Genomic DNA, 26,367 nt, shown 5'->3' with positions numbered 1-26,367 from the left:
CGTTCCTCGATGCGAAATCGCCTGCCTGATAGCTCAGGCAGGCGATCCCGTCCATGGGGCAATCCGGGGCGACGTGCAGGGATCAGGTCACGTCGAACTGAAGCCTGCGGATCTGCTGGAACTTGCCGGTGGCCTCGAGCGCCGCAAGCGCAGGCGCGGGCACGGGCTCGTCCACATAGAGCAGGGCGATTGCCTCGCCGCGCGCCTCGGCGCGGCCAAGGGTAAAGTTGGCGATATTGACGCCGTTCTCGCCCATGGTCTGGCCCAGCGTGCCGATGATGCCGGGCACGTCGTCATTGGTGGTATAAAGCATGTGCCGCCCGATCTCGGCGTCGATATTGATGCCCTTGATCTGGATGAAGCGCGGCTTGCCGTCCGAAAACACCGTGCCGCCGATGGAGCGTTCGCGCAGGTCGGTCACCACGGTGATCTTGATATAGCCCTCGAACGCGCCCGATTTGTCCTGCTTGGTGGTCGAGATCCTGACGCCGCGTTCCTTGGCGATGATCGGGGCCGAGACCATGTTCACCTCGGGGTTCACCGATTTCATGATCCCCGCCATGGCGGCCGAGGTCAGCGCGCCGAGGTTCATCTCCGAGGCCACCCCGTCATAGAGGATGTTGACGGCCTTGATCGGCTCGTCGGTCATCTGGCCCACGAAATTGCCCAGATGGCCCGCCAGCTTGATCCACGGGCCCATGACCTTGGCCTCTTCCGCCGTCACCGAGGGCATGTTGAGCGCGTTGCTCACCGCCCCGGTCAACAGGTAATCCGACATCTGCTCGGCCACTTGCAGGGCGACGTTTTCCTGCGCCTCGGTGGTGGCCGCGCCCAGATGCGGGGTGCAGACAACATTCGGCAGGCCGAAAAGCGGGTTTTCCACGGCGGGCTCCTCGGCGAACACGTCAAAAGCCGCGCCCGCGACATGGCCGGATTTCAGCAGATCGGCGAGGGCCTGCTCGTCCACCAGACCGCCGCGCGCGCAGTTGATGATGCGGACGCCCTTCCTGGTCTTTTCAAGGTTCTCGCGGCTCAGGATGTTGCGGGTCTGATCGGTCAGCGGCACATGCAGGGTGATGAAATCGGCGCGCTTGAGCAGATCGTCAAGCTCCACCTTTTCCACCTGCATCTGATCGGCCTTTTCCTGGCTCAGGAACGGATCATAGGCGATCACCTTCATCCTGAGGCCCCGCGCGCGGTCGCAGACGATGCCGCCGATATTGCCCGCGCCGATCACGCCCAGCGTCTTGCCGGTCAACTCCACCCCCATGAAGCGGGATTTCTCCCATTTTCCGGCATGGGTCGAGGCGCTGGCCTCGGGGATTTGCCGCGCCACGGCAAACATCATCGCAATCGCGTGCTCGGCGGTGGTGATCATGTTGCCGAAAGGCGTGTTCATCACGATCACGCCCTTTTTCGAGGCAGCGTCCTTGTCGATATTGTCCGTGCCGATGCCCGCGCGCGCGATCACCTTGAGATTGGTGGCATTGGCGAGGATCTTTTCCGTGACCTTGGTGGCCGAGCGGATGGCAAGACCGTCATAATCGCCGATCACTTCGGCCAGCCTGTCCTTGTCCTTGCCCAGTTCGGGGCGGAAATCCACGTCGATGCCGCGATCCCGAAAGATCTGAACGGCGGTCTCGGAAAGCTTGTCGGAGACGAGAACCCTTGGAGCCATGTGTCTGGTCCTTTGATGAAACGTTGGGGGGAAGGGTCCGAAGTCTTTGAAAGACTTCGGACCGATTTCTTTTCAAGAAACCGGGGTCACGCCGTCTCGGTGAGCGCCGCGATTTCCGATTGATACGCCCAGTCGATCCAGGGCATCAGCGCGGCCACATCCGCCGTCTCGACCGTGCCGCCGCACCAGATGCGCAGGCCCGGCGGGGCGTCACGATAGGCCCCGATATCGAGCGCCACGCCCTCGGCCTCGAGCCGCTTGGCCACCGCCTTGGCAAATCCTGCGCCGTCCGCGATGCGCGCATCGGTGAACGTGAGGCAAACGGAGGTATTCGAGCGGATCGTCGGATCGGTGGCAAGAAAGCCGAGCCAGTCATGTGCCGCGACAAAGCTCTCGACCGTGGCGAGGTTCGCGTCGGCCCGCGCCTTGAGACCTTTGAGGCCCCCGACCGAGCGCGCCCAGTCGAGCGCGACAAGGTAATCCTCGACTGCCAGCATCGAGGGGGTGTTGATCGTCTCGCCCGCGAAAATGCCCTCGATCAGCTTGCCGCCCTTGGTCAGGCGGAAAATCTTCGGCAAGGGCCAGGGCGGCGTATAGCTTTCGAGCCTTTCGACTGCGCGGGGGCTGAGCACGAGCATGCCATGCGCCGCCTCGCCGCCCAGCACTTTTTGCCAGCTGAACGTGGTCACATCGAGCTTGTCCCAGGGCAGGTCCTGCGCGAAGGCGGCCGAGGTCGCGTCGCAGATCGTCAGACCCTGTCGGTCGGCCTTGATCCAGTCGCCATCCGGCACGCGCACGCCCGACGTTGTGCCGTTCCAGGTAAAGACCACGTCCTTGTCGGTATCGACCGAGGCCAGATCGACGATCTCGCCATAATCGGCGGTTTTCACCACCGCGTCGAGTTTCAACTGCTTGACCGCGTCGGTCACCCAGCCCGCGCCAAAGCTTTCCCAGGCGAGCATTTCCACGGGCCGCGCCCCCAGAAGCGACCACATCGCCATTTCCACGGCACCCGTGTCGGAGGCGGGCACGATGCCGATGCGATAGTCGTCGGGGATGCCGAGGATCTCGCGCGTGCCCTCGATCGCGGCCTTGAGCCGCGCCTTGCCGACAGCGGCCCGATGCGAGCGCCCGAGAGGGGCACCGGCCAAAAGATCAAGGGAATGTCCTGGGAATTTGGCGCAGGGGCCAGACGAGAAACGCGGGTTGGCCGGCCGCGCGCCGGGCAGTGCAATAGCCATGTGCTATCCTTCCAGATAAGCGCCCCTCGTTGGGGAGGGGTGTCCCAAGGACCGAACTACGTAAACCCCTGAAAAAAGGCAACCTGGAAAGCATCGCGCCGCGCAGTTTGTCGCAGGGCGCAGTGAAGCCGACGGGCGGGCGCGGAGCCGGGTGGCACAGGGCCGACACAGCGTGTCCGTGGCCTGTTGCGGCGCGCGTCCTTGCAAGGCGTCTTCCTCAAAGCCGGGCGATCCGGGGCAAGAGCGGCCTGACAGTCGCTCGCTCGGTCCTCGTGCGACCGCACGTCAAGAATCGTGATGGAACACTAGACGTCCTGCCATGCGGAATCGCGAAACGATCTCATGGATATTGACAAATCACAATTTCGTGTTCATCGTTGTCACGAGGTCGTGAATTTTGGCGACGGACTTTTTTATGTCGTCAAATCAATAATTTAAGGTTCACGGCGCAGTCATCATTTAAGAGGTCCCGTGCACCATGTCCAATTCTCGCCGCTCTCTTCTCCTCGCAACAAGCGTTGCAGCCCTCATGTCGTCCCCGGCCTCGGCGCAGGTGATCATTGACAACGGCACCATTCAGCTTGGAATCAACCCGGCAGGAAACCTTGTTACCGGCGGTATCGGTCTAACCTTCCTCACCACGACAGCCTCCTCGGGTGAAGTGCTCGCGCCCGGTTGCGCCTGCGAGGGCTGGGGCGTGGCCGACCTCTCGACCGGGGCCTTCGCGCAGGCTGGTCAGAGTTTTGGCTTTTCCAACATCGTTTCCTCCTCGGTCACGGCCTCAGGCGCGGGCAGCGATCCGCTGTCCGTCGGTAATGCCGCCGTCTCGGTCACCGATATCGCGGACGGCGCGTTGTCGTTGCGGCTCACCCATGATTTCGCGCCTTCGGTCACGGATAACCTCTACGCGGTTGATGTGTTGATCGAGAATACCGGCGCGGGGGCGGTCGGCAACCTTGTCTATCGCCGCGCGATGGACTGGGATGTGCCGGATACGGAGTTCTCTGAATTCGTGACCATCGGCGGCTGGCCCGCCACCAACCTGATCGGGTCGAGCGACGACGGCTTTGTTGCCGGAAACCCCAACGTGCCGCTCGCGACCCTCTCGCCCGACGCGGTGCTGAACGGCAACTTCACCGATAGCGGCCCGGATGATCACGGCGCCGTGTTCGATTTCGGCTTCGGCACGCTCGCCGCGGGCGGCACGCAGGATTTCACGATCTTCTATGGGGCGGCGGCAAGCGAGGCGGACGCCTTTCTCGCGCTCGGGGCCGTCGGTGCCGAGGTGTTCTCGCTAGGTCAGCCAAGTTCGCCGGACGGGGATACGCTGGGGACGCCGCAAACCTTCATCTTCGGCTTTGCCGGGGTCGGCGGCACGCCCATCCCGCCGGGCGGCGGCGGTGGCGGCGGTGGCGGCGGCGGTTTCGGCGCGACGACGCCGCTCAACTTCGGCACACAACTCGCCACGCTCGTCGTGGACCACCATCTCTATCGCTCGGCGCAGCGTCTCGACCGGCTTTCCCTCGGCACGTCCGCTGCGACTGTCTCCACTCGGGGGCAAGCGTCCGATTTCCGTCCCGCAGGTTTCGACGGCCTCGTTCTCAGCCTGACCGGCAGCTATTTCGATGGCGATTTCGACAACACGACGAACAATGTCGGGCTCGATTACGACTCCCATTATCTCGGCCTCTCGATCGAGCGCGAAGTCGATATCACCGGCGGGCCGTTCTCGCGCGGGCTGTATGGCTTTGCGATCGGCTACGAGGACGTGTCGGCCTCGCGCAAGGACAATCTCGGCTCGATCGACCTCGAGGGGCTGTCCTTTGCCTTCTACGGCGGTGTCGCCGACCCGAAGGGCCCTTTCGTGGACGGCGCGGCGTTCTTCACCGATCTTGATTACGATCAGACGCGGATGGGGATCGCGCAGACCTTCCGCTCCAACCCGAAGGGAGATTCATACGGCACCAAGCTGCGCGCAGGGTATAATTTCGGCCTGCCTGCAAACAGCGCGGTCGCGAACCATACGCTCGCGGCCTATGCCGAATGGACCTACACCAACACCGAGATCAACGACTTCACCGAGACGAACGCAGGGCTGACCACCGCTGGCTTCTCCGATACCTCCAACGAGGTCGGTGTCGGTGTGCGCTACGCCTTTGACGGGCTCGGCGTGCAACGCAACATCTTCGGCGTGATCGACCTCGCCGTGCTCACGGACCTGTCGGGCGACGATTTCAACGTCGCCCAGACGACAGCGGGAGGGGCTGCGATCGTGAGCCTCGTCGATGGCGACGACAGTGCAACCCTGCGGAGCAGCGTCGAGGTTGGTTTTGCCGATGCCTCCGGATGGTCCGGGGCGGCGCGCCTTGGCGGTCGCGCAAGCAGCGATCACTCCGAATTCGAGATAGGTCTGCGGGTCAGCCGCCGGTTCTGAGCCCGTGCGCCCAGGTCTGGCCCTGTAACGATCTTGTCGGCCCGGTTGCGGACACCGGACCGGGCCGATTGTGTCACGGCGCGGTCCGGCGTCTTGACCCGCCCGTCGGGCTGGCCTAATTGAGGGGCGTTGCGGGCGTTGTGTAATGGTAAGACCTCAGCCTTCCAAGCTGATGATACGGGTTCGATTCCCGTCGCCCGCTCCATACCTTTGCTTGTCGCGCCATTGATACGGTTCTGCATTGAAAAATGCAGCAGATTGCGCCATTTTCAGCGACAACAGACCTCCGACGCACGGGGGCAGAGGCAGCAGAGGCAATCCTCATGAAACAGATCGCGTTTTTCGGGCTGGTCCTGACGCTGGCCTCCTGTGGCGGGGCAAACCGGTTCGAGAGCGATCCGCGCGCCGGACGGCCCTCAGCTTCCGGGCCTATTTCGGCGGCCTGTCTGGCCTCGGACCGCAAGGCGCGCTCGCCCGCGCTCTGCGGCTGCATTCAGGCGGTGGCCAACCAGACGCTGAGCGGGGCCGAACAGCGCCGCGCCGTGGGCTTCTACCGCGACCCGCATCAGGCACAGGAGGTGCGCACCTCGCAGCGCCCCGGCGATCAACGCTTCTGGGCGGCCTACAAGGCCTATGCCGACCGCGCCGAACAGATCTGCGCATGAGCGGCCTTTTCGGCTTTCTGCGGAATCTGCCGCCCTATGACGAGAACGAGACGACGCTTTATCGGCTGGCGCAACGCCATAAACTGCTGATCGCACCTTTCGAAGAACAGATCGCGGGTGCGCGCGTGCTGGACCTTGCGGCGCATGACGGACGCTGGTCCTATGCGCTGGCGGCGGCGGGTGCCGCCGAGGTGGTGGGGGTAGAGGCGCGTGCCGAGTTGATCGCACGTTTTCACGCCTTTCCCGAAACCCCCTTCAAGGGCCGTGTGCGGCTGGTCGAGAACGACCTTTTCGCCGAAATGGAAGCGCGCGTTGCGGCGGCCGAGCGGTTCGACGTGATCGCGGTCTACGGCATCTTCTATCATGTCATGGATCATTTCCGCCTGCTGTCGCTGGCGCGCAGGCTTGGGGCGCACCTCATCATCATCGACAGCGAGTTCATCACCCTCGACAACGCCATGATCCAGGTGCTGAAGGAGGCGGTGGACAACCCGCTGAACGCGGTGACCGAGGTGGGCGGTCAGACACACACTGTCGTCGGCGTGCCCAGCCTGCGCGCGACCGAATTCATGGCCGAGGCGCTTGGTCTGGATCTGGTCTGGCTCGATCATGCGATGATCCTGGGCCCGGACCGGCGCGGGATGCGCGACTATTTCCGCGACGGGCGCAAGGTGCGCCATGTCTGTGCGCTCACGGCGCGCGGCTGAGCCTCAACGCAATGGGCGGTGTTATCCGGGCGCGTGGGGGCCTGCGACGCCTCCCGACCGGCGATACATGCCAGAGGCCGGGCGATCCCCGGGTCCGATTGCCATTTGATAACGGCACGGGGCCGAGACACATTTGCGTGTCCCGGCCCCGCGTGTTCACGGAGATGTCGCCGCCAACGCGGCGACATCATGGATCAGAAGCGGATCTCGTAGGACAGCCGCGCGGTATTGCGGGTGTAGTCGTCCGAGTATGCACCGCGGTATTCAGCCCGCAGTTGACCGCTCTGGCCGGCATCGACAACAAGGCCAAGACCAACGTCGAGCCAGTCGTCATCCGCGCCTGCGACCTGCGTGCTTCCCGGCAACAGCCCGCCGAGCGACGTGCCCACGTCGAGGTCATCGCCGTTCCGCGTCGCCCAGGCCAGGTGGCCATAGGGCCGCAGATTGCCATAGGCACCGCGTGCGCGCACGCCGAGGCGGGCCACCGTCATGTCGGTGTCCTGTTTGCCGACCGTCAGGTTGAGGATACCGGCACCCGTTTCCGTGAAACCGTCGATCTCGGTGTCGTAGTATTCGACCGCCGCCATAAGCCCGAAATCGAAGGTTTGCGTCTTGTAGAGGGGCAGATCGCCCGTCACCCCGGCGAAGAACACAGAGCCGTCGGTATCGCCTCGGGCCGTCTGCACCGGATTGCCCGGAATGAAGATGTTGCGTTCGCTGTCAAAGGACAGATCCTGATATCCAAGGAAGCCACGCAGCGACGCACCGTTGGCAAACCGGTTCTGCACGAACCCCGCCACCGACGCCCCGTCGACCTCGATCTTGCCGAGACCGTTGTCGATATCGGCATCGCCGTCGCCATAGCCCACCATGATCCCGGCTGTAAGGGTCTCGGTCAGGTGCATGGCCAGACCGGCCGTCACGCTGTAGGTGTCGAAGTCATAGCCGAGATTGGCGCCGTTCGGATCAACGTCTCCGGTGCTGCCCGAAATCGCGAAGAACGCGTCCAGGTTGTTGCCGAGGGTGCGCCAGTTGCCGCCTTGGGTCGAAATCGTGGCCTCACCCGGGCGGCCCAGATCGGCCGGCGTGCTGAGTGCGTAGATCTGTTCCTGCACGATTCCGAACGAAAGGCCGGTATAGGTTTCAAGAAAGTTGAAGCCCATGCTGTCAAGGGCCCGGTTCTGGGCGGCGAGACCTTCCTCACCCTCGTTCCCGGCCACGACCAGTTGGTCGATCAGGTCGAGATAGGGTTGCCGCTCTTCCAGCGTGCCGAGGAACGGCACATTGGCCAGATCGAGTGTTGCAGCCGTGCTGAACTGGCTCGCGGTCACGGTCTCGGCAACCAGTTCGGCAAAGCGGGGCGCGATCCGCAGGGTGAACTCCCCGGCCTCGATATCACCGACATCGAAAGAGAAGTTGAGGTTGAGGTTGGACAGGTCCTCGATCCCCGCTGCGGCAAACACACCGCCACCTTCGAGAATTGCCACGACGTCCGCAGGGACCGTATCGCCGGGCGTGTATTGCAGGTCAGCGACATCGACGCCTGCGGCCGTCGCAAGTTCGGCCAGGCGCAGATCGACCTCGTTCTCGGCGGTGCCGGGATCGTCAAGCGCGATGCTGCCATAGATCCAGGCATCCTCCGCCGGGCTGAACCACGCGATCAGGGCACTTTCGTCGGTGGGGTTGTCATTGTCGTCCCAGAAAAGGCCCGTCGGGATGACCGAGCGCGGCAGCAAGCCGTCGCCAAAGAGCGCGAGGTGCGCATCTCCGAACAGGAAGCTTGCATCGATCGTGGTCAGATCCGTCGAGGGCGCGGCCACGAAGCCGGCGCTGGCCGCCGTCAGGAAATCGTCGATTTCGGCGCTGGTCAGACCATCCGGCACGGCGGTGAAAAAGCCGATCTCGCCTTCCTGCCCGCCGCTGCCGAAGAGGCCGCCGGGGAAAAAGATGCGTTGCAGCGGGTTCTGACCCTCGCCCGAGCCGTCGAGACCGGGCCATTCACTGGCCCGCGCCGAGAGCGGCACGAGTTGGTCGAAGAACACCCCCGCTTCGGGCGCAAGGGCCGTGTCCATCACCACAAAATCGTCCCCGGTCCCGGTGCCGAGTTGCATGTCAAAGCCCAGCAGGCGCGCGTTGGTCTGGTTGGTGGTCTTGCCGAAGTTGAAGTATTCGGTCACGCCGCCAGAGTTCGAGGTGGCAAAGGCAAGGTCAAGCGGGCCACGACCCGTCAGGTTGGTCTTGTAGCGCTTGCCATCCCCCGGAGGGGCGTCACAGACCAGATCGTTGCTGGCCATGATGCAGTTGTAATCAAGCTCGGTCACGCCGGGGCCGCTCGAGGGCGAGAATCCGTTGGCGGAGGTCCTGTCATCGTTGTTCGGGGCCACGGTCACCGGCTTGAGACCGGGGGCCACCACGTTCTCGTCCTCGTCGACAAGAACGAAGCCGTCACCGAAGACGCCCACAAATCCGGTAACCTCGCCAGCCATCAAGGGGCTTGCGCAAAGCATCGTCAGGGCCACGGACGCGTACAAATAGCTTGCGCGGCTGCGATGGAAATTTTTCATCAGGAACTCCTGCGGTTTATTTGATGTCACTGTTCTCGGAGATAGGGGCCACGCATCCCGTGGCGTAACACACGACAGGCAGCGCTTCATCTTCTGGGGGTGTCCGGTATGGCCCACCCGCACGTGAGTCCTTCAAGGGCGCCTCACGATCCTGAAACCTGCGACGTGCATTAAACCGTTCCGTTCGCATCGGAAAAAGTGCAAAAAAATTAATCTATTTGCGTGTTTGAATGTGTTGCGTTTTGGTCGCAGGCGGCTCACACCTTGAGGCGCGTGCCCCGCGCCAGCATCACCCAGGCGAGGAGGCATACCGCAAGCGTCACCGCCCCTGCCACGCCAAGCCCCAGCATCGGCGCGCTGTCCGAGACACCGATCATACCAAAGCGCACCCCGTCGATGAGATAAAACACCGGGTTCACATGGGTGACCGCATAAAGCGCGGGCGGCAGCGCCTCGACCGAGTAGAACGTGCCCGAGAGAAATGCGAGCGGGGTGACGATGAAATTGGTGATCGCCGCCATCTGGTCAAACTTGTTGGCATATATCCCCGCGACCAGCCCCACCGCGCTCAGCAGCGTCGCCCCCAGCATTACGAACACGATGAGCCACACGGGATGCGCGGGCACGATCCCAAGCACCAGCCAGAACCCGACCGTTATCGCCGTTGCCACCAGCGCCCCGCGCCCTACACCGCCCGCGAGATAGCCAAGCAGCAACTCGCCCCCCGACAACGGCGGCATCAGCGTGTCGACGATATTGCCCTGCACCTTGGAAATAACCACCGAGGAGGAGGTGTTGGCAAAGGCGTTCTGGATCACCGTCATCATCAGGATGCCGGGTGCTATGAAGGTGGTGAAATCGACGCCCATCACCGCGCCCCGATGCGGCCCGATGGCAATGGTGAAGATCACCATGAAGAGCGCCGCCGTGACCAGCGGTGCCAGCAATGTCTGGGTCCAGACCGCAAGAAAGCGGCGATTCTCGCGCTCGGCCAGCGTCCAGAGGCCCAGCCAGTTGACCCGGCCGAAGCGCCGCGCGCCCATGGGCTGCGGATGCGGCTCGGGGGCATCGGTCCTGGCGGCGGTCATGGTGGCGCTCCTTTTCCGGCTCACGCGATTCGGTGCCTTGTAACTCACCGTCGAGTGATTAGAATAGGCCCCTGATCCGAATGACAAGGCGGGCGGGCGCTTCGGTGCCATCGCGCGCCTTTTACCATCAAGGGAAGCCCCGAATGTCGTGGAGCGATGAGCGCGTCGATCTGTTGAAGAAGATGTGGACAGAAGGCCAGTCCGCCAGCCAGATCGCCAAGGAATTGGGCGGTGTCACGCGCAATGCGGTCATTGGCAAGGTGCACAGGCTTGGCCTCTCGAACCGCAATGGCGGCGGCGGGACGCCCGCGCCCGAGACGCCCGCGCCCGAGGTTGCCGCGCCCGCGCCCAAGCCCGTAGCACCCAAGCCCGCCGCGCCCAGGCCGGTGGAGGCCACCGAGCCGGAACCGGTCCAGACCGTCTCGCAGGCGCGTGCCAAGGCGATCATCCCGGCGGGCCGTCCGCTGCCGCCGCAGCCTTCGGCCAACGAGATCGACCCCGAGGCCCTCGCCAAGGTCAGCGCGATCGAGAAGAAGGCGAAAAAACTCACGCTGATGGAGTTGACCGAACGGACCTGCAAATGGCCCGTGGGCGATCCGGCGACACCCGATTTCTGGTTCTGCGGCCTGCCGGTCCAGAGCGGCAAGCCCTATTGCGAGGCGCATGTCGGTGTCGCCTTTCAGCCGATGTCGAGCCGCCGCGACCGCAAACGCTGAAACTTGGACCCCATGCGCCGCTTGCAGGGGATCGCCGTCTGCGCGAGGATAACGGAGAAGTGCGTGCGGCCCGGTCGCGCCCCTTGCCGCCACGCCCCGGCAGGCATATCTTCGCCGATGCAGCACCGGCCCCGCGCCGTGCCCGCTGCGCCCGAGGGCTCATCGCCCTGACCCTGTCAGGCCCCCTGATCCCCTGAGCACGGACCGGTCCGGCATCCCGCCCGACCGGGATCTTTCAGGAGACGCTCCCATGTCCAAAGGTAAAAGCCAGAGCAACCGCGAGGCCAAGAAGCCGAAGAAGGAAAAGCCCAAGGTCCTTGCCACCGCGAATTCCAACAGCGGCAAGAATGCCACCGTGATCGCGGGCAAATCGGTCAAGTGACCGCTGCACGGCGCGCACAGGGCAGGGAACACCCCGCCCTGTGCGCCCTCGGCCCCGTTCAGACCTCTTCCGTGCGGCGCGGCAGAACCCAGTCCGCGCGGGGGAAGTGGCAAGTGTAGCCCTGCGGAAAACGGTCGAGATAGTCCTGATGCTCGGGCTCCGCCTCCCAGAAATCGCCCACGGGTTCCACCTCGGTCACCACCTTGCCGGGCCAGAGGCCGGACGCCTCGACATCGGCGATGGTGCGCAGCGCCTCGGCCCTCTGCTCCTCGGAGCAATAGTAAATCGCCGAGCGATAGCTGAGGCCCACATCGTTGCCCTGCCGGTTGACCGTGGTCGGATCGTGGATCTGGAAGAAGAATTCCAAGAGCCGCCGATAGCTGATGCGCGCAGGATCGAAGATGATCTCGATCCCCTCGGCATGGGTGCCGTGGTTGCGATAGGTGGCATTGGGCACATCGCCCCCGGTATAGCCGACGCGGGTGGAAATCACCCCGTCAAGCTTGCGGACAAGGTCCTGCATCCCCCAGAAACAGCCCCCCGCCAGAACCGCGCGTTCGCTCATGTCACATCCTCCACCTGATCGAGATAATCCCCATAGCCTTCGGCCTCCATGTCGTCCCGATGGATGAATCGCAGGCTCGCCGAGTTGATGCAATAGCGCAGGCCCCCCCGGTCGCGCGGCCCGTCTGGAAAGACATGGCCCAAATGGCTGTCGCCGTCGCGGCTGCGGACTTCGGTGCGGATCATGCCCATCGTGAAATCATGTTTTTCCACCACATGCGCAGGCGTGATCGGCTTGGTGAAACTCGGCCAGCCGCAGCCCGACTCGAACTTGTCGGAACTGGCGAAAAGCGGCTCGCCCGAGACGATGTCCACATAGATGCCCGGCGCCTTGTTGGTCAGATAGGTGCCCGTGCCGGGGCGTTCCGTACCGTTTTTCTGGGTGACGCGGTATTGCTCGGCGGTAAGGGCGGCGATCCGCGCCGGGTCCTTGTGATAGTGGGGCATGTCGGTCTCCTCTGAAGTCTCATCATAGAAGATGGGACGCGGACAGGGAAATCAATGGCGCGTGGGGATTGCCGGACCCCCTGTCTGGTCATATGATTTGACCAGTCGTTTCAGGACAGCGCAATGCCATTTGAAAAGGTCACCCCCGAAAAGCTCTCGACCGCCGTGACGCGGCAGATCGAGAAACTTATCCTCCGCGGAATCCTGCGCCCCGGTGAGCGGCTGCCCGCCGAGCGCGAACTGGCCGAGAAACTGGGCGTGTCGCGCCCCTCGCTGCGCGAGGCGGTGGCCGATCTTCAGGGCAAGGGGCTGCTCAGCACGCGGGCCGGCGCGGGTGTTTACGTGGCCGATGTTCTGGGGAGCGCGTTCTCGCCCGCCCTGATCCGGCTTTTCGCCGATCATGACGAGGCGGTGTTCGACTATATCGGCTTTCGCCGCGATCTGGAGGGGCTTGCCGCGTGCCGGGCGGCGCGGCTGGCGTCCGATACCGACCTGCGGGTGATCCAGACCATCATGGACAAGATGGAGGCGGCCCATAAAAAAACCAACCCCGCCGACGAGGCGCGGCTCGATGCCGAGTTTCACATGGCGATCATCGAGGCGAGCCATAACGTCATCATGCTGCACATGATGCGCTCGATGTTCCAGCTTCTGCGCGAGGGGGTGTTCTACAACCGTCAGGTCATGTTCAAGCAGCGCACGACTCGCGGCGCGCTTCTTGATCAGCACCGGGCGATCAACACCGCGATCCAGGCGCGCGATTCCCGCGCGGCGCGCGCCGCCGTCGAGGCGCATCTCAGCTATGTGGAAAAGGCGCTGTCGGACCAGCAGAAGGCCGAACGCAACGAGGCCATCGCGCGGCAGCGCTTCGAGCATGAGCAATCGCGCTGAGGGGCGCAAACCGTTCATGTTGGGAAACGTTGGGGTCCGACCACAAGATGTTCCCTGAGCGGCGCGCGCTCTTGTGAAATTTTCTATATAAATTCGTGCTTTAATCAACGCTCTTGATGTGATACCATTCTCGCAACAATAAAGCTGACCGCAAAAATGTGGCAGCGCGAGGCAGTAGAGAGCGGTTCAATGAAAACATGGGGCAGGCAGCCTCTTCTATGGGGTTTGGTCGTATTGGCAGCCGTTTGGATGCTGGTTGTCGTGCCGTTGAGCGCGGCGGCGGCACCCTATGCCGGCTTTGTCATGGATGCACGCAACGGCAAGGTGCTCTATTCCCAGAATGCCGATACGCCGCTGCACCCGGCCTCGCTCACCAAGATGATGACGCTTTACGTGGTCTTCGAGGCGGTCGAGAATGGCGAAATCGGGCTCGACGACATGGTGACCATATCGCGCCACGCCGCGTCGGAGCCGCCGAGCAAGCTGGGCTTGCGGGCCGGGCAGCGGATCAAGCTGCGCTATCTCATCCGCGCCGCCGCCGTGCGCTCGGCCAATGACGCGGCGACAGCCCTTGGCGAGGCGATCGAAGGGTCGGAGGCGCAATTCGCGCGGCGCATGAATCGCACCGCCAAGGCGATGGGAATGACCCGCACGAATTTCAAGAACGCCCATGGCCTGACCGAGGCGGGGCACCTGTCGAGCGCGCGCGACATGAGCATTCTCGGGCGACACGTCTTCTACGATTATCCGCAATACTACAATCTCTTCTCGCGGCTTGAGGCCGATGCGGGGGTGGCCAGAGTGCGCCACACCAACCGACAGATGCTGAGCAGCTATCGTGGCGCGGACGGGATCAAGACCGGCTACACCAACGCGGCCGGGTTCAACCTGACCGCAAGCGCAGAACGGGGCGGCGTGCGGATCATCGCCACGGTCTTTGGCGGCAATTCCACGGCGTCGCGCAATGCCAAGGTGGCCGAATTGCTCGATCTCGGGTTTCGCAAGGCGTCGACGCGGGTGGCGGTCGTGGCCCCGCAACGCCCCGCCTACATGGGCAAGGCCGGCACCGCCCCGATCATGATCGCCGAAGGGCAGGCGCGCCCCAACCTTGCGGGCAAGACCGTGCGGCTGACTGCCGCCGCCGCTGTCAAAAAGAGCCTGCGCCCGCAACTGCGGCCGGGTGCGGCAGCGCCGGTGCAGGTGGCGGTGACCGATTCCGCGACCATCGAGCGCGCGGTCATGGCCGCTGCCGAGGCCGCGGCCAAGCTTCAGGCTGTGCCGGAGGTCGTGGCCGAGGTCGCACCCGATGTCTCGCGCCGCCCCGAGCCGAGGCCGGAGATCACGCAGGCGGTCGAGGTCGTGGCCGAGGCCACGCCCGAGGTTGTCACGCGCCTCTCCACCTCGGACGGGCGGCACTGGGGCGTGAATGTCGGGCGTTACCCGAGCGAATACAAGGCGCGACAGGTGCTCTTGCAGACCGCGCTGTCGGAGATGGCGACGCTTGATGGCAGCCTGCGCAAGGTGGTCAAGCGGCCTGCGGGGTTCGACGCGAATTTCATGGGGCTAAGCCGCGAGAGTGCCGATCTTGCCTGCCGACGCCTTCAGGCCAAGAAAGTCACCTGCTTCATGATCGGGCCGGGCTGAACGGTCATTCGCCGCGCAGCACCGCAAGCGCATAGGGCGGCCACATCATCGCCCGCCGGAACCGCCCCAACGGCCAGCGCCGGGGCGGTTTTTTCATGATCTCGGGATAGGGGTTACGCGGCGCGTGGTCCATCGCCAGATCGGCAAGCAGCGCGCCTGCATAACTGGCCATCGCCACACCGTTGCCGTGATAGCTGAGCCCGGTAAAGGCCCCCGGCATGTCGGGGATCGGCCCGGCATAGGGCGTGAGGTCCGGGGCAAGCGACAGAAGGCCGTTCCAGCTATGCGGGGTCTCGACATGGCGCCATGCCGGGAACATCGCCTCGAAATGCCTGCGGATCGTGCGATGCATCCGGGCATCGAACCGGGCCGAGGAAAACAGCCCGCCGCGCATCCCGAAGAGCATCCGGTTATCTGGCATCAGCCGGAAATAATGCAGAAAGAACCGGTCGTCATAGCACATCTGCCGCGTGGTCCAGCCCTGCGCGGCAAGCTCGTCATCGCTCATCGGGCGGGTGACGATCACGTTGGATTGCGTGGGCAGATAGCGCGCCCGCATCCAGCCGGGCAGATCGTCCGACGAATAGCCATTGGTCGCCACGATCAGGCGGCGCGCTGTGATCCGCGCCCGGCCCGTGGTCAGGTGAAACGCGCCGTCCTGCCGGATCGCGGTGACGGGGGAGCGGGCATGGATCCGCGCCCCTGCCCGCGTTGCGGCCCTTGCCAGTCCAAGCGCGTATTTCATCGGGTTGAGCGCGAAGCCAAGCGGTGTTGTGAGGGCTGCGTGAAACGGGCCGCGCATCCCTGCCTGCGCCAGTTCCTCGCCGGGGATCAGCACGGGCGTCACGCCGTAATTCTCGGCGATGCGCGCGGCACGCGCGGGGAAAGAGGCGGCCGCCTGTGGGGTATGGGCGAGCAGGGTCTCGCCGTCGGAATGGGTGTCGGCGGTGATCCCGTGACGCCTGATGAGGTCCTGCGCCACGCGCACCGCCTCGACTTCGGTCCGCCGATACGCGCGGCGGGCCTCCTCGCCATGCATCTGGCGCAGCATCGCATCAGAGGCCGCCGACCCACCGAGACAGCAGAACCCGCCATTGCGCCCCGACGCGCCCCAGCCCGGTGTTTGTGCCTCGAACACGCGCACATCCTGCCCTGCCTCGGCCAGATGCAGCGCCGCCGACAGCCCGGCAAAGCCCGCGCCGATCACCGCCACGTCGCAGGTGATCGGCCCGTCGGCGCGCGGATAGTCGGGCGGCGTGGCGGTGTCAGGCCAGAAACAACGCGCGCGCGGCCCCTCGCCGTAAGCATGGTCGGGAAAGACGCGCCTCATCCCTGAACCGCGGCGCGCTCCTCGGCCTCGCGGCGCAGCGCCGAACGCTTGGTGATCAGCGAGGCACTGATCACGCCAACGGCGACGATTCCGATCATGATGGTCGAAAGCGCGTTGATCTCGGGCGAGACGCCAAGGCGCACCGCCGACCATATCTTGATTGGCAGCGTTGTGGCGGATGGTCCGGCCGTAAACGACGCGATCACCAGATCGTCGAGCGACAGCGTGAACGACAGAAGCCAGCCCGAGATGACCGCCGGCGCGATGATCGGCAGGGTGACAAGGCGGAAGGCGTCGAAATGCGAACACCCAAGATCAAGCGCCGCCTCCTCCAGCGAGCGGTCGAAGGTCATCAGCCGCGACGACACCACCACCGCGACGAAGGCCATGGAAAATGTGGTATGCGCGAGGATGATGGTGAAAATACCCCGGTCAAGCCCGATCCCGATGAACAAAAGCAGAAGCGACAGGCCGGTGATCACCTCGGGCATCACAAGCGGCGCGTAGATCATTCCCGAAAACAGCGTCCGGCCCGGAAAGCGCCCCACCCTCACCAGCACGAGCGCTGCCATCGTCCCCAGAACCGTGGCGACGGTGGACGACGCCACCGCGACCTTGAGCGTGACCTTGGCCGCGTCGATGAAACCCTGATTGGAAAACAGCGTGCCATACCATTGCGTCGAGAACCCGGCCCAGACCGTCACCAGCCGCGAGGCATTGAAGCTGTAGATGATGAGAATGAGCATCGGCAGGTAGAGAAAGACAAAGCCGAGCGTGAGCGAGGTGGTGTTGAACCATGTGAGCCGTCTCATGTGCGTGGCCTCCGGTGGCCGATTTCTTCAAAAGAAATCGGCCCGAAATCTTCTGAAGATTTCGGGAACGTATCGCGCCTCATTCCTCGGCCTCCCGCTGCTTTTGCTGGTTGATCTGAAAGAGCACGATGGGAACGATCAGGATCAGCAGCAGGATCACCGCCACGGCGCTTGCCACCGGCCAGTCGCGGTTGTTGAAGAACTCCTCCCACAGCACCTTGCCGATCATCAGCGTCTGCGAGCCGCCCAGAAGCGAAGGAATGACAAACTCGCCGATCACCGGGATGAACACCAGAAAACACCCCGCGATGATGCCGTTTTTCGACAAGGGCACCGTCACCAGCCAAAAGGCCGAGAGGCGCGAGCAGCCGAGATCCTCGGCCGCCTCCAGCAATGATCCATCCATCCGTTCCAGCGCCGAATAGATCGGCAGGATCATGAACGGCAGATAGGTGTAGACGATGCCGATATAGACCGCGGTCGGCGTGTTCAGGATGGTGAGCGGCGTGGAAATCACGCCGATCCAGAGCAGGAACTGATTGAGATAGCCTTCGTTCGACAGGATCCCCATCCATGAATAGACCCGGATCAGGAACGAGGTCCAGAACGGCAGGATCACCAGCATCATCAGCGTGGGTCGCCAATGATCGGGCGCATTGGCCATGCCATAGGCGATGGGATAGCCCACGAGAAGTGTGAGTGCCGTGGCGATGACGGCGATTTGCAGCGACGACAGGTAGGCCTTCCAATAGAGATCGTCCTGCGTGAGGAAGATGAAATTCTCGAAGTCGAGTTGTGACAGAAACTCCCTGACCCCGGCCAAGCCCGCGCCGAAATCGAGTGTGGGGGTATAGGGTGGGATCGCAAGCGCGATATCCGACAGCGATATCTTGAGCACAATGATGAAGGGCACAAGAAAGAGCGCCAGAAGCCAGCCATAGGGCAGCGCGATCAGCAGGAAACGGCGCATCCCCTCACTCCCTCAGCAGCACGGCGGCGGTGTCGGTCCACGAGAGCCACACCGTGTCCTCCCATGTGAAGTCGCGCCGCGAGAGGCGCCGGGTATTGGCGGTCTGGGCCTTGATCATCTGCCCCGACGGCAGCTTGACGTGATAGGTCGAGAGATTGCCCAGATAGGCGATGTCGATGATCGTGCCCTCGACCGCGTTGCGCCGGTCCTCGGGGCGTTCGGCGCTGATCGCCACCTTTTCGGGGCGCAGCGCGATATGGCAGGTGTCGCCATTCTCGAAGGCGGTCTCTGACTCGGCATAAAGCGGCGGCACCCCTTCGGCATAGTGGATCTCGTATCCCGCGCCGGATTTGTGCGCCTTGCCGGTGATGATCGTCACCTCACCGATGAAGTCCGCGACATAGACGGAATTGGGCGTCTCGTAGATGCGCGCGGGCGTGTCGGCCTGGATGATGCGGCCATTGTCCATCACGGCCACGCGCGACGCGACGGTCATCGCCTCTTCCTGATCGTGGGTGACGATGACGAATGTGGTGCCGGTCTTTTCCTGAATATCCATCAACTCGAATTGCGTCGCGGTGCGCAGCTTGGCGTCGAGCGCGCCCAGGGGTTCGTCGAGCAAGAGCAGCTTGGGCGCCTTCGCAAGGCTGCGCGCGAGGGCCACGCGCTGCCGCTGGCCGCCGGAAATCTGGTGCGGCTTGCGCTTTGCGAATTGCGTGAGGCGGGTGAGCTTGAGCATCTCCTCCACGCGCGCCGCGATCTCGTCTTTGGGCCTGCCGTCGCGTTTGAGGCCGAAAGCGATATTCTCCCAGACCGAGAGATGCGGAAAGAGCGCGTAGGACTGGAACATCATGTTCACCGCGCGCTTGTTGGGCGGGATGGGGGCGATGTCCTTGCCGCCCAGAAGGATCGTGCCCTCGGTCGGCTTCTCGAAGCCTGCCAGCATCCGCATCATCGTTGTCTTGCCACCGCCCGAGGGGCCGAGCAGGGCAAAGAATTCACGCTCGTAGATGTCGAATGTCTGGTTGTCGATGGCGGTGAAATCGCCGAACCGCTTGGTGACGCCCTTGAACTGGATGAGCGGTTTTGCCTCGGGATCGTTCCACGGCTCGAAGACGGTCTGCCCCATTAGTGCCCCCGGCTGATTATCGGTGGAAAAAGGCCCGCGCCGATGGGGCGCGGGCCGGATGCGGACTCAGGTGCCGGACTTGATCTTGGTCCAGAGGCGGGTAACGGTCCGCTGCACGTTGGCCGGATAGGGCGTGGTGGTGAAGAGGTTGTCCATCGCTGCCTGCGACGGGTAGATCGCCGGGTCGCCGATCACGTCCTCTTCGAGAAACTCCTTCGAGGCCGCGTTGCCATTGGCGTAATAGACATAGTTCGAGGCGGCGGCCATGTTCTCGGCGTCCATGATGAAGTTGAGGAACACATGCGCCGCATCCGGGTTGGGCGCGTCAACCGGAATGGCCATCTGGTCGAACCACATCTGCGCGCCTTCGATGGCGGCGTTATAGACGATCTCGACGCCGTTATCGGCCTCGTCGGCGCGGTCGCGCGCCTGAAGGATGTCACCCGACCAGCCGACAGCCACGCAGATATCGCCGTTGGCGAGCGCGTTGATGTATTCCGAACTGTGGAATTTCTGGATATACGGGCGCACCGCGCTCAGCACCGGTTCGGCCTTGGCGATCACGTCCGGGTCATGGCTGTTGGGGTCCTCGCCGATATATTTGAGCGCCATCGGGATCATCTCGGCGGGCGCATCGAGGAAATGCACACCGCATTCGGCCAGCTTGGCCATGTTCTCGGGGTTGAGCACCAGCTCGAGACTGTCGAGCGGCGCATCGTCGCCAAGGATCTCGGTCACCTTGCCGACATTCGCGCCGATGCCGGTGGTGCCCCACATGTAGTTGATCGAATAGGCGTTCCCGGGGTCGTATTGCTCGGTGCGCGCCTCGATCACGTCCCACATGTTCTCGAGATTGGGCAGCTTCGATTTGTCGAGCTTCTGAAACGCCCCTGCCGTGATCTGACGCTGAAGGAACGTGCCTGTGGGCACGACCACGTCATAGCCCGATCCCCCGGCGAGCATCTTGGTTTCCCGCACCTCGTTGCTGTCGAACACGTCATAGATCAACTTGATCCCGGTCTCCTGCTCGAACTTGGTCAGAAGACCTTCGTCGATATAGTCGGACCAGTTGTAGACGCGCACTTCCTGTGCCTGGGCGGCGAAAGCCGTGAGGGCAAGCGCCGCGGTGGTGGTCATCATCAGATGTCGCATTATCTTCTCCCGTTGGTTCGGCACGTTTCCTGCCTTGTCGCGGATTTGATCAAAAAATCGCGCGTCTGGCAATATGGTAATGTTTTCATGCAGCCGCTAAACTCGCAAGTATGGAGTTGCGGCAAGGATCGAAGAGGGCGCAAGGATGCAGAAGACAGCACGGAAAACGGGCAGCGAGTCAGCCGCCGTCTCGCGCCTTCCGGCGCATGAGACGATTTACCGCCAGTTGCGCGATCTCGTGCTCTTTGGCGATCTGGCACCGGGACAGGCGGTGACGATCCAGGGCCTGTGCGACCGTCTCGGCGCGGGCATGACCCCGGTGCGCGAGGCATTGCGGCGGCTGATCGCCGAGGGGGCGCTTGAATTTCAGGGCAACAGGCGGGTTTGCGTGCCCCTGCTCGATGCCGGGCATGTGGGCGAATTGATCTATGCCCGTCAATGGCTTGATCCACATCTGGCAGAGCGCGCCACGGCGCGGGCAAACGCCGCTGACCTGCGCGGGCTGACCGTCATCGACGACGATCTAGATCGCGCGATCCTGCGCGGGGACATGCGCGGCTATCTCGAACTCAACTACCGCTTTCATCGGCGTATTTACGAGATTGCCGATGCGCCGATCCTTGCCGATGTCGCGGATGGTCTTTGGCTGCGCTTTGGCCCGTCGTTGCGGGTGGTGTGCGGGCGGGTCGGCACGCAGGGCCTGCCTGACAAGCACAAGGACCTGCTCGAGGCCATGCGCGCACGAAACGGTGAGGCCGCCGCCGAGGCGATCCGCGCCGATGTGGTGCAGGGAATGGAGCAGGTGCGGCAATCCCTTGCGCAGGCGGCGCGGGGTCACTGATTCGATTGACAGCAAAAAATTTGATCATATTCTTGGCGCAAAGCGGCTGACCGGGCCGCCCCCCCGATTCCCAGGACCGAAAGGGACCGCCATGACCGCGATCACCAACCACCTGCCCACGGCCGAGCTTCAGGCGCTTGACGCCGCGCATCACATGCATCCCTTCACCCATGGCGACGAGTTGGGCACGAAAGGCGCGCGGATCATCACCCGCGCGCGCGGCGTGACGCTCACCGACAGCGAGGGCAACGAGATCCTCGACGGCATGGCCGGGCTCTGGTGCGTCAACGTAGGCTACGGGCGCGAGGAACTGGTCGAGGCGGCGGCGCGCCAGATGCGCGAATTGCCGTTCTACAACACCTTCTTCCAGACCAGCCACGTGCCCGCCATCGCGCTTGCGGCCAAGCTGGCGGAGCTGGCACCGGACGATCTCAACCACATCTTTTATGCCGGCTCGGGATCCGAGGCGAACGACACCAATATCCGCATGGTCCGCACCTACTGGGCCGAGATGGGCGAGCCCGAGCGCAAGATCATCATCTCGCGCAAGAACGGCTATCACGGATCGTCCATGGGCAGCGCCTCGCTGGGGGGCATGGCGGGAATGCACGCGCAAGGCGGAATGCCGATCCCGGACATCCACCATATCGACCAGCCGCATTGGTATGCAGAAGGTGGCGACATGGACCCCGAGGCCTTCGGCCTCGCCCGTGCGCGGCAGTTGGAAGAAAAGATAGAGGAACTCGGACCCCACCGCATTGCCGCCTTCATCGGCGAGCCGGTGCAGGGCGCGGGGGGCGTGATCATCCCGCCTGACAGCTATTGGCCGGAAATCCAGCGGATCTGCGACAAATACGGCATCCTCTTGATCGCCGACGAGGTGATCTGCGGGTTCGGGCGCACCGGCAACTGGTTCGGCAGCCAGACCATGGGCATCCGCCCCGACATCATGACCATCGCAAAGGGCCTCTCGTCGGGCTATGCGCCCATCGGCGGCTCTATCGTCAACGACCGTGTGGCCAAGGTTATCAACGCCTGCGAGTTCAACCACGGCTATACCTATTCCGGGCATCCCGTGTCCTGCGCGGTGGCGCTGGAAAACCTGCGCATCCTCGAGGAAGAGCGGATCATCGAGCGCGTGGCGCAAGACACCGGGCCCTATCTCAAGCAAAAATGGGAGAGCCTTGCCGAGCATCCCCTGGTGGGCGAGGCGCGGATCGTGGGGCTGATGGGCTCCATCGCGCTCACGCCCGACAAGGCCAACCGCGCCAAGTTCGCCTCCGAGCCGGGCACCGTGGGCTATATCTGCCGCGAACGGTGCTTTGCCAACAACCTGGTGATGCGCCATGTCGGCGACCGCATGATCATCTCGCCGCCGCTGGTGATTTCCAAATCCGAGATCGACACGCTGATCGAGCGCGCCTGGCAATCGCTCGACGAGGCCGAGCGCCAGATCCGGGCCGAGGGGCTGATGCAAGCGGCGGCGTGAGGGGCCAGCCCCTCACACTCCCCGGGATATTTGCGGCAAGATGAAGGGCGCGGCCTCAGTCCTTGACATACATCTTGCGGGGGCGGTTGCAGAAGGTTTCCGCCGGGCCGCTCTCGGTGATGAGGATCGATTCGGTGATCTCGAGCCCCCAGTCGGACATCCAGAGACCGGGCATGAAATGGAAGGTCATGCCCGGCTCCAGCACGCTCTCGTCCTCGGCGCGCAGGGATATCGTACGCTCGCCCCAGTCGGGCGGGTAGCTCAGGCCGATGGGATAGCCGCAGCGCGCACCGCGCTCGATGCCCGCGCGTTCCAGCGGGGCGGCAAGCGCATTGGCGATGTCGCAGGCACGGTTGCCGGCCTTTGCCGCCTCCAGCCCCGCTTCCAGCCCCTCGACCAGCGCCTTTTCGGCGTCGAGCAGGAATTGCGGCGGCTTGCCCAGAAACAATGTCCGGCAGAACGGCGCGTGATAGCGGCGGTAGCAGCCGGATATCTCGAAAAAGGTCGCCTCGCCGGTGGCGAAGGCGCGCCCGTTCCATGTCAGGTGGGGGGCTGCGGCATCCGAGCCCGAGGGCAGCAAGGGCACGATGGCCGGATAGTCGCCCCAGGCCCCGTCAACGCCCCGGATCGCGTCGCGGAAGATCTCGGCCACGATCTCGTTCTTGGGGATACCCGGCTCGACCCGCTCCATCAGCCCGTCGGTGATCTTTTCCGAGATTGCCGCGGCCTTGCGGATAAAGGCCAGCTCCTCATCGGATTTCACCCCGCGCTGCCAGTTCACCAGCGCCGTTGCGTCAAGCAACGTGGCCTCGGGCAGTTCCGCGCGCAGCACGTCCATGGCCTTGGCGGAGAAATAGTAATTGTCCATCTCCACGCCGATGCGCTTGTCCGCCAGTCCCATGCCGCGCAAGCGTTCGGCCAGATCCTGCATCGGGTGGCGCTCGGTCGATTGCACGTAATTGTCGGCATAGCCGATCACCCGGTCATCGGTCATCCACACGGTGCGCACAGCGCCATTGGCATCCTGATTGCGCCCCCACCAGACCGGATCGGCCTCGGGCAGGACGATCACGCCCTGATGCACGTAGAACGACCAGCCGTCATAGCCCGTGATCCAGTGCTGGTTCGAGGGATCGGTGACGAAGAGCACCTCAAGCCCCTGCCGCGCCATGGCCGCGCGTGTCTTGTCGAGGCGGCGGGCATATTCGGCGGCGGAAAAGGGCAGGTCTTTTTCAATCATGATCGGGTCCCGTGCTGGTGGCTTTTGCCCGGATAGGCGGTTCGCTTGGGTCTCGGCCCGAGAAATCCGTCAATCCGTGTCGTTTTCAGAGCAGGTTCTGGCGGCATGTTGACCCCATTGCGTCATCCCTGCAAGTTGCCTGCACCGCAAAGGGAGCATGTCAATTTGCCCAGCCTCGCGAATCATCCGGCTTTGGTCAATCCGTTCAATGCCTTGGCGTCCGGCGCGGCGCGGCTCCGGCCTGTCGGTTGCGCGCGGGCTGCGGTGATCCATCCATGAAGCTCGACGCGCGCGATCTCGATATCTTGCGGGTGCTGGCCGATGAGGGGCGCATCACCAAGGCCGATCTGGCGGCCCGCGTCGGCCTCTCGGCGAGCCCGTGCTGGGAGCGGCTGCGAAGGTTGGAGGAGGCAGGGCTTATCGAGGGTTATCACGCGCGTATCAGTCTCAAGAAGCTGGGGCCGCATGTGACGGTGTTCGTCGCGGTGGAACTGGCCGATCACACCCCGGCAAGCTTTCGCGCCTTCGAGGACAGCGTGCAGCAATATGGCGAGGTGACGGCCTGTTGGGCGCTGGGTGGCGGGTTCGATTATCTCATGCAGATCGTCACCCGCGACATCGACGCCTATCAGCGGCTGATCGACGAGATGCTGGAGGCACGCATCGGGCTGGCGCGCTATTTTACCTATATCGTGACCAAGCCGGTCAAATCCCCGCGTCTGCCGCCGCTTGAGATGTTTTTCGGTTGAATCGTCTGCTGGAAGCAGGTTTTTCCGAAGAAAAATCTTCATTCGAGCACAAAGTCAGCCCCATCCTTTGCGCGCGCAGCCTATCCTTCTGCGATAAAGGAGGGCCTCATGTCTCACTCAGCGATCTGGACCCGTAACGGGATCACCGACACGCGCCTTGTGCGCAACTTCGCCTATCTGGGCGGAAAATGGGTGGCCGGCGACGGCGGAGAGACCTTCGCCGTGCGCAATCCCGCCGATGGCGCGGTGCTTGGCGATGTGGCCGCGCTCAGCGCCGATCAGGCGCGGCTGGCGGTCGATGCCGCGCAGGACGCGTTCGACGATTGGGCGATGACCCTGCCGCAGGACCGGTCGGCCGTGCTGCGCCGCTGGTTCGATCTGATGATCGCGCACAAGGAAGACCTCGCGCGCATCACGGTGCTGGAGCAGGGCAAACCCCTCTCGGAAGCGCGCGGCGAGATCGACTATGCGGCGAGTTTCGTGGAATATTACGCCGAAGAGTCAAAGCGCCCCAATATCGAGGGCGTGACCAGCCACCTGCCCGATGCCGAGGTCGAGCTGTGGCTGGAGCCGGTGGGCGTGGCTGCCCTCATCACCCCGTGGAATTTCCCCGCCGCGATGCTGACGCGCAAGGCGGCGGCGGCGATGGCGGCGGGCTGCACGGTGGTGGCGCACCCGAGCGGAGAGACGCCCTATTCGGCGCTGGCGCTCGCGGAACTCGCGGAGCGCGCGGGCATCCCGGCGGGCGTGTTCAACGTGGTGACGGGCCGCGCCGCAACGGTGGTGGAGCCGTGGACCCAAGACACCCGCGTGCGCGCGCTGAGCTTCACTGGCTCGACCAATATCGGGCAGTTGCTCTATCGCCAATGCGCGGGCACCGTGAAGAAACTGGTGATGGAACTGGGCGGCCACGCGCCGGTGATCGTGTTCAGGAACGCCGATCTGGAGACGGCGGTCGAGGAGACGATCAAGGCGAAATTCGCCACATCCGGGCAGGATTGTCTGGGTGCCAACCGCATCTACGTGGAGCGCGCGATTTATGAGGAGTTCTGCCGCCGGTTCACCGAAGCGACGCAAAAGCTCACCCTCGGGCGCGGTATGGACGACCCCGATATCGGCCCGCTGATGAACGAGGCGGCGGTGCGCAAGCAGGAGGAGCATGTAGCCGATGCGCTCGAACACGGCGCGAAACTGGCCTGTGGCGGGCAGCGCGACGATCTCGGCCCGCTCTTCTATCAGCCCACCGTGCTCATCGATGTGCCCGACGAGGCGGCGATCATGTGTGACGAGACCTTCGGCCCGGTGGCCGCCATCACGCCCTTTGACACCGAAGAAGAGGTGGTGCGCCGTGCCAATGCGTCCGAGTATGGCCTCATCGCATATCTGCACAGCCATGATCCGCGCCGCATCTACCGGATGACGCGGGCGCTGCAATTCGGCATGGTCGCGGTCAACCGCACCAAGGTCACCGGCGCGCCCATTCCCTTTGGCGGGGTCAAGCAATCGGGGCTGGGCCGCGAAGGGGCACGGCGCGGCATGGAGGAATTCATGGAGATCAAGTATGTCTGCCGCGATTGGGCGTGAGCAGACGAAATCTTGAAAAGATTTCGGCCCGGAATTTTTTGAAAATTCCG

General features: G+C 63.8%; 23 protein-coding genes and 1 tRNA gene. 12 read left to right on the top strand and 12 right to left on the bottom strand.

Annotation, left to right across the window (positions count from 1 at the left end):
- Positions 1-82: 82 nt before the first annotated feature.
- On the bottom strand, positions 83-1,678 hold the full coding sequence (serA, locus tag ACSSV8_RS04150; RefSeq protein WP_454281602.1) for a phosphoglycerate dehydrogenase: 1,596 nt from the start codon (positions 1,676-1,678) through the stop codon (positions 83-85).
- An 86-nt stretch (positions 1,679-1,764) separates the two neighbouring features.
- Complete coding sequence (locus ACSSV8_RS04145; protein WP_454281601.1) at positions 1,765-2,919, bottom strand: phosphoserine transaminase; 1,155 nt, start codon at positions 2,917-2,919, stop codon at positions 1,765-1,767.
- Between the two features lie 529 nt (positions 2,920-3,448).
- Between ACSSV8_RS04145 and ACSSV8_RS04140 the strand changes: the two genes are divergently transcribed.
- The 4 genes from ACSSV8_RS04140 to ACSSV8_RS04125 all read left to right on the top strand — a co-directional run bounded on the left by ACSSV8_RS04140 (position 3,449) and on the right by ACSSV8_RS04125 (position 6,725).
- Entirely contained in the window at positions 3,449-5,353 is a 1,905-nt protein-coding gene (locus tag ACSSV8_RS04140) for an autotransporter outer membrane beta-barrel domain-containing protein (RefSeq protein WP_454281600.1), read from the top strand.
- A gap of 131 nt (positions 5,354-5,484) precedes the next feature.
- Positions 5,485-5,558: transfer RNA gene (locus ACSSV8_RS04135), tRNA-Gly, on the top strand.
- Positions 5,559-5,676: 118 nt separating this feature from the next.
- Positions 5,677-6,018 (top strand): hypothetical protein, encoded by a 342-nt coding sequence (locus ACSSV8_RS04130; protein ID WP_354539002.1) that lies wholly within the window; start codon positions 5,677-5,679, stop codon positions 6,016-6,018.
- Positions 6,015-6,725: a methyltransferase domain-containing protein gene (locus tag ACSSV8_RS04125; protein ID WP_454281599.1), complete on the top strand. Its 711-nt coding sequence runs from the start codon at positions 6,015-6,017 to the stop codon at positions 6,723-6,725. The genes ACSSV8_RS04130 and ACSSV8_RS04125 overlap by 4 nt, the downstream gene beginning before the upstream one ends.
- A 194-nt stretch (positions 6,726-6,919) precedes the next feature.
- Here the strand turns inward: ACSSV8_RS04125 and ACSSV8_RS04120 are convergent, their stop codons facing one another.
- Together ACSSV8_RS04120 and ACSSV8_RS04115 are read right to left on the bottom strand one after the other, a co-directional pair.
- The gene (locus ACSSV8_RS04120) at positions 6,920-9,289 is read right to left on the bottom strand and encodes a choice-of-anchor F family protein (RefSeq protein ID WP_454281598.1); all 2,370 of its coding nucleotides are present in this window, start codon (positions 9,287-9,289) and stop codon (positions 6,920-6,922) included.
- Positions 9,290-9,546: 257 nt separating this feature from the next.
- Positions 9,547-10,377, bottom strand: coding sequence for an ABC transporter permease (locus tag ACSSV8_RS04115; protein WP_354538999.1), 831 nt, complete (start codon positions 10,375-10,377; stop codon positions 9,547-9,549).
- Positions 10,378-10,520: 143 nt separating this feature from the next.
- On the opposite strand from ACSSV8_RS04115, the gene ACSSV8_RS04110 reads away from it, so the two are divergent.
- Positions 10,521-11,093 (top strand): GcrA family cell cycle regulator, encoded by a 573-nt coding sequence (locus ACSSV8_RS04110; RefSeq protein WP_454281597.1) that lies wholly within the window; start codon positions 10,521-10,523, stop codon positions 11,091-11,093.
- 250 nt (positions 11,094-11,343) lie between these two features.
- The gene (locus ACSSV8_RS04105; protein WP_296429671.1) at positions 11,344-11,475 is read left to right on the top strand and encodes a hypothetical protein; all 132 of its coding nucleotides are present in this window, start codon (positions 11,344-11,346) and stop codon (positions 11,473-11,475) included.
- Positions 11,476-11,533: 58 nt separating this feature from the next.
- Here the strand turns inward: ACSSV8_RS04105 and msrA are convergent, their stop codons facing one another.
- Positions 11,534-12,040: a peptide-methionine (S)-S-oxide reductase MsrA gene (msrA, locus tag ACSSV8_RS04100; protein ID WP_454281596.1), complete on the bottom strand. Its 507-nt coding sequence runs from the start codon at positions 12,038-12,040 to the stop codon at positions 11,534-11,536.
- Positions 12,037-12,486 (bottom strand): peptide-methionine (R)-S-oxide reductase MsrB, encoded by a 450-nt coding sequence (msrB, locus tag ACSSV8_RS04095; protein WP_354538996.1) that lies wholly within the window; start codon positions 12,484-12,486, stop codon positions 12,037-12,039. Before msrB ends, msrA begins: the two co-directional genes overlap by 4 nt.
- Before the next feature lie 123 nt (positions 12,487-12,609).
- Between msrB and ACSSV8_RS04090 the strand changes: the two genes are divergently transcribed.
- Positions 12,610-13,377: a FadR/GntR family transcriptional regulator gene (locus ACSSV8_RS04090; protein ID WP_354538995.1), complete on the top strand. Its 768-nt coding sequence runs from the start codon at positions 12,610-12,612 to the stop codon at positions 13,375-13,377.
- Positions 13,378-13,626: 249 nt separating this feature from the next.
- Positions 13,627-15,021: a D-alanyl-D-alanine carboxypeptidase family protein gene (locus ACSSV8_RS04085; protein WP_454281595.1), complete on the top strand. Its 1,395-nt coding sequence runs from the start codon at positions 13,627-13,629 to the stop codon at positions 15,019-15,021.
- A gap of 4 nt (positions 15,022-15,025) precedes the next feature.
- Here ACSSV8_RS04085 and ACSSV8_RS04080 read toward each other — a convergent pair whose 3' ends face one another.
- From ACSSV8_RS04080 to ACSSV8_RS04060, 5 genes are all read right to left on the bottom strand, one after another.
- Positions 15,026-16,351, bottom strand: a complete 1,326-nt coding sequence (locus ACSSV8_RS04080) for an NAD(P)/FAD-dependent oxidoreductase (protein WP_454281594.1) — start codon at positions 16,349-16,351, stop codon at positions 15,026-15,028.
- Positions 16,348-17,163, bottom strand: a complete 816-nt coding sequence (locus tag ACSSV8_RS04075) for an ABC transporter permease (RefSeq protein WP_454281593.1) — start codon at positions 17,161-17,163, stop codon at positions 16,348-16,350. The genes ACSSV8_RS04080 and ACSSV8_RS04075 overlap by 4 nt, the downstream gene beginning before the upstream one ends.
- A gap of 79 nt (positions 17,164-17,242) precedes the next feature.
- Complete coding sequence (locus ACSSV8_RS04070; protein WP_354538991.1) at positions 17,243-18,133, bottom strand: ABC transporter permease subunit; 891 nt, start codon at positions 18,131-18,133, stop codon at positions 17,243-17,245.
- 4 nt (positions 18,134-18,137) lie between these two features.
- Positions 18,138-19,262, bottom strand: coding sequence for an ABC transporter ATP-binding protein (locus ACSSV8_RS04065; RefSeq protein WP_454281592.1), 1,125 nt, complete (start codon positions 19,260-19,262; stop codon positions 18,138-18,140).
- A 66-nt stretch (positions 19,263-19,328) separates the two neighbouring features.
- Complete coding sequence (locus ACSSV8_RS04060) at positions 19,329-20,402, bottom strand: polyamine ABC transporter substrate-binding protein (protein WP_454281591.1); 1,074 nt, start codon at positions 20,400-20,402, stop codon at positions 19,329-19,331.
- Between the two features lie 157 nt (positions 20,403-20,559).
- Between ACSSV8_RS04060 and ACSSV8_RS04055 the strand changes: the two genes are divergently transcribed.
- Entirely contained in the window at positions 20,560-21,255 is a 696-nt protein-coding gene (locus tag ACSSV8_RS04055) for a GntR family transcriptional regulator (protein ID WP_354538988.1), read from the top strand.
- Between the two features lie 91 nt (positions 21,256-21,346).
- A complete protein-coding gene (locus ACSSV8_RS04050) occupies positions 21,347-22,744 on the top strand; it encodes an aspartate aminotransferase family protein (protein WP_454281590.1) in 1,398 nt (465 codons plus the stop codon).
- A gap of 55 nt (positions 22,745-22,799) precedes the next feature.
- Here ACSSV8_RS04050 and ACSSV8_RS04045 read toward each other — a convergent pair whose 3' ends face one another.
- Positions 22,800-23,984: a M24 family metallopeptidase gene (locus ACSSV8_RS04045; RefSeq protein WP_354538986.1), complete on the bottom strand. Its 1,185-nt coding sequence runs from the start codon at positions 23,982-23,984 to the stop codon at positions 22,800-22,802.
- Positions 23,985-24,259: 275 nt separating this feature from the next.
- On the opposite strand from ACSSV8_RS04045, the gene ACSSV8_RS04040 reads away from it, so the two are divergent.
- Positions 24,260-24,733: an Lrp/AsnC family transcriptional regulator gene (locus ACSSV8_RS04040; protein ID WP_354538985.1), complete on the top strand. Its 474-nt coding sequence runs from the start codon at positions 24,260-24,262 to the stop codon at positions 24,731-24,733.
- Between the two features lie 108 nt (positions 24,734-24,841).
- Positions 24,842-26,317, top strand: coding sequence for an NAD-dependent succinate-semialdehyde dehydrogenase (locus tag ACSSV8_RS04035; RefSeq protein WP_454281589.1), 1,476 nt, complete (start codon positions 24,842-24,844; stop codon positions 26,315-26,317).
- Positions 26,318-26,367: the final 50 nt, after the last annotated feature.

This window comes from Roseovarius sp. MBR-79 (assembly GCF_053628555.1).
This window is presented reverse-complemented; position numbering and strand designations above follow the sequence as displayed.

Bases quoted from the DNA above. Each gene is read 5' to 3' on its own strand.
- ACSSV8_RS04070 (WP_354538991.1), bottom strand. From the start codon at position 18,133: ATGCGCCGTTTCCTGCTGATCGCGCTGCCCTATGGCTGGCTTCTGGCG.
- ACSSV8_RS04130 (WP_354539002.1), top strand. From the start codon at position 5,677: ATGAAACAGATCGCGTTTTTCGGGCTGGTCCTGACGCTGGCCTCCTGT.
- ACSSV8_RS04080 (WP_454281594.1), bottom strand. From the start codon at position 16,351: ATGAGGCGCGTCTTTCCCGACCATGCTTACGGCGAGGGGCCGCGCGCG.
- ACSSV8_RS04110 (WP_454281597.1), top strand. From the start codon at position 10,521: ATGTCGTGGAGCGATGAGCGCGTCGATCTGTTGAAGAAGATGTGGACA.
- ACSSV8_RS04140 (WP_454281600.1), top strand. From the start codon at position 3,449: ATGTCGTCCCCGGCCTCGGCGCAGGTGATCATTGACAACGGCACCATT.
- ACSSV8_RS04120 (WP_454281598.1), bottom strand. From the start codon at position 9,289: ATGAAAAATTTCCATCGCAGCCGCGCAAGCTATTTGTACGCGTCCGTG.
- ACSSV8_RS04115 (WP_354538999.1), bottom strand. From the start codon at position 10,377: ATGACCGCCGCCAGGACCGATGCCCCCGAGCCGCATCCGCAGCCCATG.
- ACSSV8_RS04060 (WP_454281591.1), bottom strand. From the start codon at position 20,402: ATGATGACCACCACCGCGGCGCTTGCCCTCACGGCTTTCGCCGCCCAG.
- msrA (WP_454281596.1), bottom strand. From the start codon at position 12,040: ATGAGCGAACGCGCGGTTCTGGCGGGGGGCTGTTTCTGGGGGATGCAG.
- msrB (WP_354538996.1), bottom strand. From the start codon at position 12,486: ATGCCCCACTATCACAAGGACCCGGCGCGGATCGCCGCCCTTACCGCC.
- ACSSV8_RS04040 (WP_354538985.1), top strand. From the start codon at position 24,260: ATGAAGCTCGACGCGCGCGATCTCGATATCTTGCGGGTGCTGGCCGAT.
- serA (WP_454281602.1), bottom strand. From the start codon at position 1,678: ATGGCTCCAAGGGTTCTCGTCTCCGACAAGCTTTCCGAGACCGCCGTT.
- ACSSV8_RS04105 (WP_296429671.1), top strand. From the start codon at position 11,344: ATGTCCAAAGGTAAAAGCCAGAGCAACCGCGAGGCCAAGAAGCCGAAG.
- ACSSV8_RS04065 (WP_454281592.1), bottom strand. From the start codon at position 19,262: ATGGGGCAGACCGTCTTCGAGCCGTGGAACGATCCCGAGGCAAAACCG.
- ACSSV8_RS04035 (WP_454281589.1), top strand. From the start codon at position 24,842: ATGTCTCACTCAGCGATCTGGACCCGTAACGGGATCACCGACACGCGC.
- ACSSV8_RS04050 (WP_454281590.1), top strand. From the start codon at position 21,347: ATGACCGCGATCACCAACCACCTGCCCACGGCCGAGCTTCAGGCGCTT.
- ACSSV8_RS04055 (WP_354538988.1), top strand. From the start codon at position 20,560: ATGCAGAAGACAGCACGGAAAACGGGCAGCGAGTCAGCCGCCGTCTCG.
- ACSSV8_RS04085 (WP_454281595.1), top strand. From the start codon at position 13,627: ATGCTGGTTGTCGTGCCGTTGAGCGCGGCGGCGGCACCCTATGCCGGC.
- ACSSV8_RS04125 (WP_454281599.1), top strand. From the start codon at position 6,015: ATGAGCGGCCTTTTCGGCTTTCTGCGGAATCTGCCGCCCTATGACGAG.
- ACSSV8_RS04090 (WP_354538995.1), top strand. From the start codon at position 12,610: ATGCCATTTGAAAAGGTCACCCCCGAAAAGCTCTCGACCGCCGTGACG.
- ACSSV8_RS04075 (WP_454281593.1), bottom strand. From the start codon at position 17,163: ATGAGACGGCTCACATGGTTCAACACCACCTCGCTCACGCTCGGCTTT.
- ACSSV8_RS04045 (WP_354538986.1), bottom strand. From the start codon at position 23,984: ATGATTGAAAAAGACCTGCCCTTTTCCGCCGCCGAATATGCCCGCCGC.
- ACSSV8_RS04145 (WP_454281601.1), bottom strand. From the start codon at position 2,919: ATGGCTATTGCACTGCCCGGCGCGCGGCCGGCCAACCCGCGTTTCTCG.